General features: G+C 40.3%; 12 protein-coding genes. 10 read left to right on the forward strand and 2 right to left on the reverse strand.

The window, feature by feature from the left end:
- The first annotated feature begins 191 nt into the window (after window positions 1-191).
- The 4 genes from hupB (at window position 192) to M1E96_RS03585 (ending at window position 3,628) form a co-directional block, all read left to right on the forward strand.
- Complete coding sequence (gene hupB, locus M1E96_RS03570) at window positions 192-467, forward strand: nucleoid-associated protein HU-beta (protein WP_175442508.1); 276 nt, start codon at window positions 192-194, stop codon at window positions 465-467.
- Between the two features lie 172 nt (window positions 468-639).
- Window positions 640-2,508, forward strand: a complete 1,869-nt coding sequence (gene ppiD, locus M1E96_RS03575; RefSeq protein ID WP_369427373.1) for a peptidylprolyl isomerase — start codon at window positions 640-642, stop codon at window positions 2,506-2,508.
- A gap of 146 nt (window positions 2,509-2,654) precedes the next feature.
- On the forward strand, window positions 2,655-3,023 hold the full coding sequence (locus M1E96_RS03580) for a ComEA family DNA-binding protein (RefSeq protein WP_272580384.1): 369 nt from the start codon (window positions 2,655-2,657) through the stop codon (window positions 3,021-3,023).
- Between the two features lie 173 nt (window positions 3,024-3,196).
- On the forward strand, window positions 3,197-3,628 hold the full coding sequence (locus M1E96_RS03585; RefSeq protein WP_070926758.1) for a thioesterase family protein: 432 nt from the start codon (window positions 3,197-3,199) through the stop codon (window positions 3,626-3,628).
- Between the two features lie 50 nt (window positions 3,629-3,678).
- Here the strand turns inward: M1E96_RS03585 and queC are convergent, their stop codons facing one another.
- On the reverse strand, window positions 3,679-4,377 hold the full coding sequence (queC, locus tag M1E96_RS03590; RefSeq protein WP_272580383.1) for a 7-cyano-7-deazaguanine synthase QueC: 699 nt from the start codon (window positions 4,375-4,377) through the stop codon (window positions 3,679-3,681).
- A gap of 197 nt (window positions 4,378-4,574) precedes the next feature.
- Between queC and M1E96_RS03595 the strand changes: the two genes are divergently transcribed.
- From M1E96_RS03595 to amtB, 5 genes are all read left to right on the forward strand, one after another.
- Entirely contained in the window at window positions 4,575-5,036 is a 462-nt protein-coding gene (locus tag M1E96_RS03595) for an Lrp/AsnC family transcriptional regulator (protein WP_070927053.1), read from the forward strand.
- 80 nt (window positions 5,037-5,116) lie between these two features.
- Entirely contained in the window at window positions 5,117-6,862 is a 1,746-nt protein-coding gene (locus M1E96_RS03600; RefSeq protein ID WP_319066944.1) for a SmdA family multidrug ABC transporter permease/ATP-binding protein, read from the forward strand.
- A complete protein-coding gene (locus tag M1E96_RS03605) occupies window positions 6,859-8,643 on the forward strand; it encodes a SmdB family multidrug efflux ABC transporter permease/ATP-binding protein (protein WP_337979792.1) in 1,785 nt (594 codons plus the stop codon). Before M1E96_RS03600 ends, M1E96_RS03605 begins: the two co-directional genes overlap by 4 nt.
- Before the next feature lie 207 nt (window positions 8,644-8,850).
- Window positions 8,851-9,189, forward strand: a complete 339-nt coding sequence (locus M1E96_RS03610; protein WP_070926750.1) for a P-II family nitrogen regulator — start codon at window positions 8,851-8,853, stop codon at window positions 9,187-9,189.
- Between the two features lie 10 nt (window positions 9,190-9,199).
- Entirely contained in the window at window positions 9,200-10,483 is a 1,284-nt protein-coding gene (amtB, locus tag M1E96_RS03615) for an ammonium transporter AmtB (protein WP_070926748.1), read from the forward strand.
- A 144-nt stretch (window positions 10,484-10,627) separates the two neighbouring features.
- Here amtB and tesB read toward each other — a convergent pair whose 3' ends face one another.
- Complete coding sequence (gene tesB, locus M1E96_RS03620; RefSeq protein WP_070926746.1) at window positions 10,628-11,494, reverse strand: acyl-CoA thioesterase II; 867 nt, start codon at window positions 11,492-11,494, stop codon at window positions 10,628-10,630.
- Window positions 11,495-11,796: 302 nt separating this feature from the next.
- Here tesB and M1E96_RS03625 point away from each other — a divergent pair, with 302 nt between their 5' ends.
- A complete protein-coding gene (locus tag M1E96_RS03625; RefSeq protein WP_319066938.1) occupies window positions 11,797-12,255 on the forward strand; it encodes a YbaY family lipoprotein in 459 nt (152 codons plus the stop codon).
- Window positions 12,256-12,265 lie beyond the last annotated feature (10 nt).

The raw sequence follows: 12,265 nt of genomic DNA on the forward strand, positions 1-12,265 counted from the left end.
TGAGGCTGATGACCTATTTAGGGGTTGTCAGCCTTTTTTTTCGTCGCTAATTTAACGATGATTCTGATAATTATTTGGATGTTATCTGTTCTCTTGCCATTGGCATTAAGGATTGATATAACGGCTGCATCATTAATTAGCTTAATAGCCTAATTAAGATCATAGTCAAAACTAATATGGGGATGATAAGAGTGAATAAGTCTCAACTGATTGATCAAATCGCTTCTGAAGCGAATATTTCTAAAGCTGCAGCTGGTCGTGTTGTTGATGCATTCGTTGCATCTGTAACTGGCTCACTGAGCAAAGGTGATGATGTTGCTTTAGTTGGCTTTGGTACATTCACAGTTCGTGAACGTGCTGCTCGCACAGGACGTAACCCACAAACAGGTAAAGAAATCAAAATCGCTGCGGCGAAAGTACCTGCTTTCCGTCCGGGCAAAGGTTTAAAAGACGCGGTTAATGGTTAATCCAGTTTTATTTTGAGTTTGTTTTATTTTTTCTAAAACTCACACTGACTGAATATTATTAATCAGCTAATATAGAGGCGCATCATGGAAATGATGCGCTTTTTTTTCAATCTGGGTTAAGATTAGCGTATTATTAGGAAATGAATTCAACCAAGCGGAGTTAAGCCTTTTTATGATGGACAATCTACGCACGAAAGCGAACAGTCCTTTTATCAAAGTGCTACTGGCTATTATTATTCTGTCATTCGTGCTGACAGGGGTTGCCGGTTACATGATTGGTGGGTCGAGCAATGATGCTGCCGAAGTAAATGGACAGTCAATTAGCAGGGAGCAACTACAACAGGCTTTCTCGCAAGAGCGTCAGTCCTTACAAGAGAATTTGGGAGACAGATTCTCTGAAATAGCTGGTAATGAAGAAGCCATGAGAGCATTGCGTGCTCAAGCACTTGCCAACTTAATTAATAGTGAGCTGATTAATCAGTATGCGCAAGAATTAAACCTGTCTGCGAGCGATGCGCAGATAGAGAAAGCGATTTTCGCGATGCCAATTTTCCAAACTAATGGTAACTTTGATAGCGAAAAGTATCGTTTGATATTAAAGCAATATAATGTCAATGCGGACAACTTTGCTGCCCAAATCCGTAATGATTTGGTGCGCGCACAGTTAGCTAAAGCTTTCACAGGCAGCGATTTTGCACTTCCTTCAGAAGTCAAAACGTATGCGGAGCTATTTTTACAAGAGCGTGAAATTCGCACAGCGACGTTATCATTAGCGGATGCACAAGCTAAACAGTCTGTGACTGAAGATGAAATTAAAGCTTACTATGATGCAAACCACGATAGCTTCATTTCACCTGAGAAAGTTAAAGTCAGCTACGTTGAGATTGACGCAACGACGCTGCCAGAGCAAACCGTTTCTGATGAAGAGCTGAAAACCTACTATGAGCAAAACCTGAAAAATTATACTCAGGCGGAGCAAAAGCATTACAGCATGATCCAAGTCGCCTCTGAAAAAGAAGCGAATGCAATCGTCGATGAGCTAAAAGCAGGGGCTAATTTTGAAACCCTCGCGGCTGAAAAGTCGACTGATAAATTCAGTGCTGGCAATAAAGGTGTTATCGGTTGGATGGAAGAGGCGTCTACCCCTGCTGAAATTGCTGACGCTAAGCTAACAGAAAAAGGTCAAATTTCTGCGCCAGTTAAATCCGGAGAAAGTTTTGTTATTTTCCGTTTGGATGATATTAAACCTGAAAGCGTTAAATCATTTGATTCAGTAAAAGATGGACTGAAAACGACATTAAGCCAAGAGAAAAATGTTAAACAGTTCTATGACTTACAGCAAAAAGTCAGTGAAGCTGCAACTAACGATAATGAATCTTTAGCATCTGTCGAAGAAGTTTCAGGCCTAAAAGTGGCAACAACTGACTGGTTTGATAAGAACAATCCACCAGAGGCATTGAAATTCCCTAAAGTGATCAATGAGATTTTCAGTGAACGCCTAGTAGATAAAAATGGTTCTACAGGTATCAACTCTGACGTGATTAACGTTGAAGGTGATCGTGCATTTGTGGTTCGTGTTACAGAGTACAAACCAGAGCAAATCGAATCCTTAGAAACCGTCAAACCTGAAATTGAAGCACTAGTTAAACGTCAAAAAGCAAATGCAGTACTAAAAGCGGAAGGCGATAAATTGCTTGCTGCACTGAAAGAAGGTAAAGGTGAGTCAGCGCTAAGTGAGGCTAATGTGACATTTACTGCCCCTGAAACGGTTTCTCGTGTTATGCCACAAACACCAATTACTGGTGCAGCGATGGCAATGGCGAAACTAGTAGACGGTAAAGCAACTTATGCAACAGCGCGTGATGCACAAGATAACCTAGTTATCATTCAACTTGATAAAGTAACCGCAGGTAAAGCTTCTGAGGAAGAGTTAGCGCAGTTAACTAGAGAGTATCAAGGCATGATGGCAGCTTCAGTGAATGAAGCATTGATGCTGAACCTACGTAATAACGCAAAAATTGAAGAGTTCAACGTCGAGTAATTTGGGAAGCTCCTCGCAATTTTTATTGCAAGATAGCATTCTTTGAGGCCACCTTTGGGTGGCCTTTCTTATTTCTACTCTGATTAAAAAGCTTTTCTATTATCTTCTTGGCATTGTGTTATCTCACTTTAAACAGGAGAAACTCGATGTCATGGATGCAATTAACAAAACAGTTTTTAGGTAGTGTTGTGATCATATTTTCAATGTTGATGTATCAACAGCAAGCATTAGCTAAAAAAACGGAAACTGAGAAACCATCATTAGCAGTAACGAACCAAACGTCTCAGCAGGTTGTCGATGCAACTCATTCTAGCAGTACTCATCAAGTTAATATTAATCAAGCAAGTGCAGAGGAATTGGCTAAGAAACTGAGTGGGATAGGGATCCAAAAAGCAAAGGCAATTGTTGAATATAGGGACAAATATGGTGCATTTAGTTCGTTAGAAAATATTTTAGAGGTGAAAGGAATAGGTCCCTCATTTTTAGAAAAAAATAGGAGTAAGTTAACTCTGTAATTCACTTGGTACCCATTTATGTTGCATGGGTACTTGTTTTAATGTTTCCAGTCTGTGATTGCTTCATTAGTGGCTATAACGGCGATGTATATCACATAAACTAAATGATTTGTGCATGAGTCATGATTTTTTGTTATCTTTTTGTAAAAACATGGCAACTGGTCGGAGTAGTTATGGCAACAAAAATAAAAGTGTGTGGTTATCACATCGATGTATTTCAACATGTTAATAATGCACGTTACCTTGAGTTTTATGAAACTGATCGATGGGCTGTAATGGCTAATCAAGGTTTTCTTGAATGGGCACTTAAAAAACAGTTGGCTATGGTGGTTGTAAACATCAATGTAAACTATTTTCAAGGGGCAGTAATTAATGACCAACTAACCGTTGTAACGCGTATCGATAAAATTAACACCAAGAGTGCACTATGCTATCAGCAAATATCACGAGAAAGGAATGGTAAAAAAGAGCTGGTATCAGATGCAGTACTGACATTTGTGATAGTTGATTTAGTTGCGAATAAATCAGTCCCACTTAATGGTGAAATACTAGAGAAATTACAACAACTATCACTCAGTGAGACTGGTGATTTTATTGCGGTTTAAAAGAGAAATCGGAAAGTGTTGAAACACTTTCCGATTACATAAGTACAAAGCTAAGGGAGATCCAGTTTGTTTTTTAAGGAGACTAAAACAGCGTCTTTATTGGCCAAATAATGCGTTAAGCCTTTACTTCTAAGGTGGCAGGCGGCACATTCACCGCAGCCATCGCCTTGTATGCCGTTATAACAAGTCAATGTTTGGGCTCTGACGGTGTCTAAATGGCCATAGTAATCTGCAAGTGCCCATGTTTGTGCTTTATCGAGCCACATCAGTGGGGTTTCGAAACGAATATCTTTTGCCAATCCTAAGCTAACAGCATGGTTAAGAGCTTTAACAAATTCATCTCTGCAATCAGGGTAGCCTGAGAAGTCAGTTTCACAGACACCAGTGATCACTGCCTCAGCTTGGACTTGGTATGCATAAATAGCCGCTAAGGTTAAAAATAAGATATTTCTACCGGGAACAAAGGTGGTTGGTAATCCACTAGCTTCGCTTTCATGATAATTAGGAACTGGGATGTTATCGCGAGTTAGACTACTCACAGCAAGTTCATTAAGTAGAGTGACATCAAGTGTTTTGTGTGCGGTTGCCCCAAGGGAGTGACTAAGTTTTTGTGCTACTTCAATTTCAAAACGGTGGCGCTGACCATAATCGAAGGTGATGCAATGGACTTCATCATAAGTTGTTAGTGCTTGAATAAGGCACGTTGTCGAATCTTGTCCGCCACTGAAGACAACAACCGCACGTTTCATAAATACTCCCTTTGATAAAAAATAAGTACTGAGTTTGTTCATCAGCCATGTTAGCGGTGCTAGGCTAACATGCACAGACTTAATTTGACCTTTTATCGTTAATTGATGAATTATTTATACTCTTCCCGCCTATTTAGGTAAAATTATTCTATGATATAGCGTAATTAATGGCATTTTATAATCAACAGAGAGCGCTTATGTTAGACAAGATAGATAAAAAGTTACTTCGTTTACTGCAAAATGATAGTAGCCTCTCTTTAAATGCACTCGCAGAACACGTTAGTTTAACTTCAACTCCTTGTTGGAAAAGGTTAAAACGCCTTGAAGATGATGGCTATATCCGCAGTCGGGTGACTTTACTCGATGGCGAAAAATTAGGATTAGGATTGACGGTGATTGTGATGATTAAAACACAACACCATAACAGCGAATGGTATGAGCAATTTGTGTCATTTGTCAGCCAGCTTCCTGAAGTACTGATATTCTATCGTATGGCAGGGGAGTATGATTACTTTATGCAGGTTGAAGTTAAAGACATGAAATCTTACGATCTATTCTACAAAAAACTGGTTAATGGTGTTCATGGGTTGATTGACGTTACCTCCAGTTTTGCCATGGAAAAAATTAAATATACGACTGTGTTACCCATCCCTGACTAGCGATGTTAACGCTGTATTACCGCTATTGTTGTTATGATGATAACGATAGACCATTAAACTTGATTCAAGGCTGTGACTAAGTGCGATTATTTTCACAACTACGCTGGTATTTTTTTAGTGAGTGGCGACGTTACTGTGGCGCTGTTTGCTTTTTAATTATTATTGCGATTTTACAACTTGTTCCACCTAGATTAGTTGGCGTGGTGGTGGATGGTATTAGTAACCAAACCATGGCAACCAGCCAGTTAGTATCTTATGTCACATTGATGCTAGGTATTGCGGTTGTTGTTTATGGTTTGCGCTATGTATGGCGACTCTGGTTATTTGGTGCCTCTTATAAGCTAGCGGTACAGCTACGACAAAAGTTTTATCGGCAACTCAGTCTTCAGAATCAATCCTTTTATTTGCGCTATCGCACTGGCGATTTAATTGCTCGTACTACCAATGATGTTGACCGAGTGGTATTTGCTGCTGGTGAAGGGGTTTTAACCTTTGTTGACTCGTTAGTCATGGGCTGTGCGGTGCTACTCATGATGAGTGTCAATATTAGTTGGCAGCTAACGTTATTAGCTCTGATCCCTATGCCAATAATGGCGATAGTGATCAAACGCTTTGGTGACCAGTTACATCACCGCTTTAAGCATGCACAAGGAGCATTTTCTTCTTTAAATAACCATGCACAAGAAAGCCTGACCAGTATTCGGATGATCAAAGCATTTGGCCTTGAAGATCATCAATCGAATCAGTTTGAGCAAGTGGCAACCGAAGCTGGGCGTCGTAATATGCATGTGGCACGAGTAGATGCACGCTTTGATCCAACTATTTTTATAGCTATCGGTATGGCAAACCTTCTAGCAATTGCTGGAGGGAGTTGGATGGTATTACAAGGCACATTAACTCTTGGTGAACTGACTAGTTTTGTGATGTATCTAGGATTAATGATTTGGCCGATGCTTGCTCTGGCTTGGATGTTCAATATTGTAGAGCGTGGTAGTGCGGCGTATAGCCGTATTCGAGAATTGTTGAATGAGCCTTTAGATATTGCAGATGGTCAACAATCTCTAAAGGCAGAACGAGGTAAATTAAGCGTAAATATTAAGGTATTTCGCTATCCTGAAACTGAGCGAGTGGCATTACATGATATCCGTTTCGATTTGCAACCAGGACAATTTTTAGGGTTATGTGGCCCAACTGGCTCAGGCAAGTCAACATTAATTACTCTACTTCAGCGGCAATTTGATGTCACTGAAGGTGAAATTTGTTATCAAGGCCATTCGTTACCAACCATTCAACTTGATGAGTGGCGTAGCCGGTTAGCGATTGTTAATCAATCGCCATTTTTATTTTCTGATACTGTTGCAGGCAATATTGCGTTAGGCCATCCACAGGCAACGGTTGAGCAAATAGAAGAAGCCGCACGAATTGCCTGTGTACATGATGATATTTTGAGGTTGCCTGAAGGCTATCAAACTCAAGTCGGTGAACGAGGTGTTATGTTGTCTGGTGGGCAAAAGCAACGTATTTCTATTGCTCGTGCTATTTTACAAAATGCGGAAATTTTAGTCTTAGATGATGCGTTATCCGCTGTGGATGGGCAAACTGAATTTACAATTTTACAAAATCTTAGCCGTTGGCGTGAAGGAAGAACGCTGATCATCAGCGCGCATCGTTTATCTGCATTGGTTGAAGCGGACAATATTCTGGTTTTATCCCAAGGGAGTATCGCGGCGGAAGGTATTCATACAACGCTATCGGTTCAATCAGGTTGGTACAAGGATATGTATCATTATCAACAGATTGAAGCAGCTTTGGACGGTGATTTATGAGTCAGAAGAAGCCTCTTTGGCCTGCATTAAAGCGTCTAATGGGTTATGGAAAAGTACATCGTGGAACGATGTCGGTAGCAATTATCATGTTATGGGTTGCAGCGGCGGCGGAAGTGAGTGGCCCATTACTGATTAGCTATTTTATCGACAATATGGTTGCTAAGAAGCAAATAATTATGCCATTAGCCTTATATATGGTGATTGGGTTTGTGGTGTTGCAGGTTTTAGCGGCACTACTTCATTATTACCAAACGATACTTTTTAATAAAGCCGCGGTTGGTGTTGTACAAGCGCTACGCACTGATGTGATGAACTCCGCGTTAAGGCAGCCTTTAAGTGCTTTTGATAAACAACCTGTAGGGCAAATTATTTCTCGGGTAACCAATGATACTGAAGTCATTAAAGACTTATTTGTTATGGTTGTGCCTACGGTATTTCGTAGCTTAGCGCTTATCTGTGCCATGTTGATTGCGATGTTTACCCTTGAGTGGCGAATGGCTTTGGTGGCGATTATGATTTTCCCCGCTGTGTTGGTGGTGATGTTTGCTTACCAACGCTTAAGCACGCCAATTGTCAGACGAGTACGCTCTTATCTGGCTGAGATTAACAATGGTTTTAATGAAGTGATTAATGGTATGACGGTCATTCAACAGTTTCGCCAGCAAGCTAGATTTGGTGAGAAAATGTTGCAAGCGAGCGAAGATCATTATCATGAACGTATGAAGGCATTGAAATTAGATGGCTTATTATTGCGTCCTCTTTTGAGTTTGTTGTCTGCATCTGTTCTATGTGGGCTACTATTTTTATTTGGTATTGATGGTGCTACAACGATAGGTGTTGGTGTTTTATATGCTTTTATTAACTACCTTGGGCGTTTAAATGAGCCATTAATTGAACTGACCTCTCAGCAGTCTATGTTACAACAAGCAGTAGTATCAGGGGAGCGAGTATTCGAATTAATGGATAGCCCAAAACAAGGTTATGGTGAGCATGCAGCGCCATTAAAAAGCGGCGCTATTGATATCCAACATGTATCATTTGCCTACCGTGAAGACAAAAAGGTACTCAATGATATTAATCTTCACGTTCCAGAAAATAGTTTTGTTGCATTAGTGGGGCATACAGGGAGCGGTAAAAGTACTATCGCTAACTTGATTATGGGATATTACCCATGGCAGCAAGGTGAAATCTTGCTTGATGGTCGACCTTTACATTCGTTGTCGCATCAAGTTTTGCGTAACGGTATTGCTATGGTACAACAAGATCCTGTTGTACTCGCCGCTTCTTTCTTTGATAACGTTGCCTTGGGGCGCGATGTGTCACAAGACAAAGTTTGGCAGGTGCTAGAAATGGTGCAACTTGCTGAACATGTGCGCTTGTTACCGGATGGTTTAGATTCAATGCTTGGTGAACAAGGTAATACATTGTCAGTTGGTCAGCGGCAGCTGCTGGCGATGGCTCGTGTGTTAGTTGTTACACCAAAAATTCTTATTCTTGATGAAGCTACAGCCAATATTGACTCAGGCACTGAACAGTCTATTCAAAAAGCGCTACGTATTATTCGTCAAACGACCACTTTGGTGGTTATTGCACACCGTTTATCAACGATTATTGATGCGGATCAGGTGGTTGTGCTCCATCGTGGTGCAATTGTTGAGAAAGGAAATCATATGCAATTACTACAGCAAAAAGGGCGCTATTATCAAATGTATCAATTACAGCAAGTTGGTGAATCTTTAATCCAACATGATGGTACTGAGTCTGAAACGGTACTCATTTAGTTTTTTTGCACACTTATAATGCATTTTGCAAGGCCACTCAGTTGAGTGGCCTTTTCTTTTGTCATGACTCTTTGAATTATAAGTGTAATTAATTTTGGCACGCTATTTGCTTAACACTATTTACTCTAAGTATTTTTGCGGTTGGTCTTGTTGTTATGGGAAATATTTAGCATGGGGTGACAGGGAATTAAATTAATTGGAGGCAAAATGAAATACATCATCGCAATCATTAAACCTTTTAAGTTAGACGAAGTAAGAGAAGCGCTTTCAGATATTGGTGTCCAAGGTTTAACAATTACTGAGGTTCGTGGATTCGGGCGCCAAAAAGGTCATTCTGAATTATATCGTGGTGCAGAGTATGTCGTTGATTTTTTGCCTAAAGTACGTATGGAAATTGCTGTATCAGATGAATTTGCCGATCAGGTTATCGAGGCAATCGAAAAAGCTGCAAATACAGGGCAAGTGGGGGATGGAAAAATATTTGTGTTTGAACTGGAGCAGGCTATACGGATCCGTACCGGTGAGAAACAAGATGAGGCACTTTAGGAGAATGGCGATGAGTAAACTATTTCAATGCGTTTATTTGCTACTAATAGCGAGTTTTCCTGCGAGTGTACTCGCATCTGAAGAGGGTATAGATAAAGCCGATAATGCTTTTATGATGATTTGCACTGCACTGGTTTTGTTTATGATTGTACCAGGGATCGCTTTATTTTATGGCGGGTTATTACGTAGTAAAAACGTTCTATCACTTATGGCGCAAACTATGGTGATTTTAGCTCTAGTTTCTGTCATTTGGGTTGTTTATGGCTACAGTCTTTCATTTAGCGAAGGAAATGATTTTTTTGGCGGCTTTAGCCAATTTATGTTGAAAGGAATTAGTATTGAAAGCCTTTCAGCAACGATCCCACAATTTGTACATGTTGCATTCCAAGGGGCTTTTGCTTGTTTAACTGTTGCGTTAGTTGTTGGCGCTTTAGGTGAGAGGGTCAAGTTTTCTGCGGTCTTAATATTTGCCTTTATTTGGACGACTTTTGCTTATATACCAATGGCACATATGGTATGGGGTGGTGGTTTATTAGCACAGGATGGTGCGTTAGATTTTGCTGGTGGAACCGTTGTACACATTAATGCGGCAGTTGCGGGGCTTGTTGGTGCTTACTTACTTGGTAAGCGAATTGGTTTCGGAAAAGAAGCAATAAAACCACATAATTTGCCAATGGTTTTTATGGGGACGGCAATCTTATTTATTGGTTGGCTCGGTTTTAATTCAGGCTCAGCAGGAAGTGCAAACTCAATTGCTGCGCTTGCCTTTATCAATACTGTTGTTGCAACGTCCGGTGCTGTGTTGTCATGGGTGTTCGCGGAATGGATTTTTAGAAATAAGCCTTCGTTACTCGGCGCTTGTTCTGGCTGCCTTGCAGGATTAGTGGGTGTGACACCCGGTGCAGGCGCTGTTGGTGTTGCTGGTGCACTGATAATAGGCCTAATCTCTGGTATTGCAGGGCTATGGGGAGTGGTTATTTTAAAACGCTGGTTAAAAGTTGATGATGTATGCGATGTATTTGGGGTACATGGCGTTTGTGGCATTGTGGGGTGTTTATTGACAGGGGTATTTGCTTCTGCGGCATTAGGTGGGATGGGATATGTCGAAGGTGTCACGATGATGAAACAAGTCGGTATACAGGCATTTAGTATTATTGTTTGTGTGATATGGACCGCGGTAATTGCCTATCTGGCTTTCTTAATCGCAGATAAAACAACAGGTTTACGTGCAGATATGGAGCAAGAAAGAGAAGGACTGGATATTACCCATCACGGTGAAAGCGCGTATAACTAATTATGATGTAAGTTAGTACTAACATTCATGTTATGGGGGCTAATTAAGCCGTAATAGTGGATATCCATGAATAACGATATCACATAAAATATGACAAGGCAGGAAGAATAACTCCCTGCCTTGTTAGTTAGTACTAACATATTTTTAACGAGGCTTTCTTTTACGAATAACCCCCTCTTGAACCGCGGTTGCGACTAACTCTCCTTGTTGATTATAAACTTGCCCTTTAACAAAGCCTCTACCACCTGATGCAGATGGGCTTTCTATCGCATACAGTAACCACTCATCAATTTTAAATGGTCTGTGATACCACATAGAATGGTCGATTGTCGCAACTTGCAAATCCCTCTCCATAAAACCACGACCATGAGGTTGTAGGGTTGCAGGAAGAAAATTATAGTCAGATGCATATCCTAATAAATAATGATGAAGTGATGGGATATCAGGAAGTTGCCCTTTTGTTTTGAACCAAATATAGCGGAATGGTTCTTGGGGAGGGGCATCAAATGGGCTATAAAATTGCACTGGGCGGAATTCAAATGGATTCGGACGTAAAGCATACTTCTTGACTGATTCAGGTAACTGAGCGGCTAAACGTTGGATAATCTCATCTTGAGAGATCAGTTTTTCTGGTGATGGTACTTCTGGCATTAAGTTTTGATGATCAAAACCATCTTCTTGCGCTTGGAAAGATGCGGTCATGAAAAATATCGGTTTTCCATGTTGTATTGCACTGATGCGGCGCGTGCTGAAACTGCCGCCATCTCGGAGTATTTCAACGTCATACACGATAGGGCGCTGGCTATCTCCAGGGCGTAAAAAATAACTGTGAAACGAGTTGATGACGCGATCGTCAGGGATCGTTTGTTCCGCGGCATACATAGCTTGGCCAACAACTTGTCCACCAAAAACTTGGGGGAGGCCAAGATCTTCGCTTTGACCACGGAAAATACCTTCTTCTATTTTTTCTAGCTCTAATAAGCTAATTAAATTTTGCAATTCTGGGCTCATAGCGACCTTGGTATCAATTAAAAAATATCAGATAACTATATTTTCCCATTAATACACAAAAATAGGTAGGCAGTTTTTGTGGTAAGGTTTTTATAGATAAAATCTATATCTAATTGTTATTGAGCTACTTCAACATGGTATGGAAGTGAAAATATTTTTTGAAATTTTTTGTTACATTTGGAAATGATATTTCATTAATGAGATTTTTTCGCTATAATTGAAGTGTCTTCAGTAAAAAATTGCACCTTAAGATAAATAATATAAAAATATTTTGGCAATGATCTGTTTTTTAGGCACTTATCATGAAATTATACCAAGTCATCATGGGGTTGATCCTTATGGCTCTATTAATGGGCTGTGAGGGAAATAACAATAAAGCGAAAGAAGCCAAGCTTGATCGCTCTCATGATACAACAAATAGGAGTATTGAGTCTGGCGTAATTAGCGGGCAAGTTGTGATCCAACAGCGTGTAGCATTACCAGTCAATGCAGTTGTTACAGTCACCCTAGCTGACACGTCAATTGCAGAGCTACCTGCTTTAATTTTATCGCAGAAATATTACGATACGCAGGGTAAGCAATCACCATTCCCGTTTGAATTAAGCTATCAAAAAGATGAAATTCGCTCTAGTGCACATTTGGCAGTGAGAGCGACAGTTTCTGTTGAAGGTGATGTTTGGTTTATTTCCAATGTTGAGAGTGTTGTGATTAATAATGGAGTTACTCAGGATATAGAATTGCGACTTGTACCGGTACAGTAAAGTTAAAGAT

The sequence above is a fragment of the Providencia sp. PROV236 genome, assembly GCF_033676985.1.
Classification (GTDB): domain Bacteria; phylum Pseudomonadota; class Gammaproteobacteria; order Enterobacterales; family Enterobacteriaceae; genus Providencia; species Providencia manganoxydans.

What these genes read in the sequence shown, in the direction of transcription:
- ppiD (WP_369427373.1), top strand. Translation starts at nt 640, where the DNA reads ATGATGGACAATCTACGCACGAAAGCGAACAGTCCTTTTATCAAAGTG.
- M1E96_RS03580 (WP_272580384.1), top strand. Translation starts at nt 2,655, where the DNA reads ATGTCATGGATGCAATTAACAAAACAGTTTTTAGGTAGTGTTGTGATC.
- M1E96_RS03585 (WP_070926758.1), top strand. Translation starts at nt 3,197, where the DNA reads ATGGCAACAAAAATAAAAGTGTGTGGTTATCACATCGATGTATTTCAA.
- queC (WP_272580383.1), bottom strand. Translation starts at nt 4,377, where the DNA reads ATGAAACGTGCGGTTGTTGTCTTCAGTGGCGGACAAGATTCGACAACG.
- M1E96_RS03595 (WP_070927053.1), top strand. Translation starts at nt 4,575, where the DNA reads ATGTTAGACAAGATAGATAAAAAGTTACTTCGTTTACTGCAAAATGAT.
- M1E96_RS03605 (WP_337979792.1), top strand. Translation starts at nt 6,859, where the DNA reads ATGAGTCAGAAGAAGCCTCTTTGGCCTGCATTAAAGCGTCTAATGGGT.
- M1E96_RS03610 (WP_070926750.1), top strand. Translation starts at nt 8,851, where the DNA reads ATGAAATACATCATCGCAATCATTAAACCTTTTAAGTTAGACGAAGTA.
- amtB (WP_070926748.1), top strand. Translation starts at nt 9,200, where the DNA reads ATGAGTAAACTATTTCAATGCGTTTATTTGCTACTAATAGCGAGTTTT.
- tesB (WP_070926746.1), bottom strand. Translation starts at nt 11,494, where the DNA reads ATGAGCCCAGAATTGCAAAATTTAATTAGCTTATTAGAGCTAGAAAAA.
- M1E96_RS03625 (WP_319066938.1), top strand. Translation starts at nt 11,797, where the DNA reads ATGAAATTATACCAAGTCATCATGGGGTTGATCCTTATGGCTCTATTA.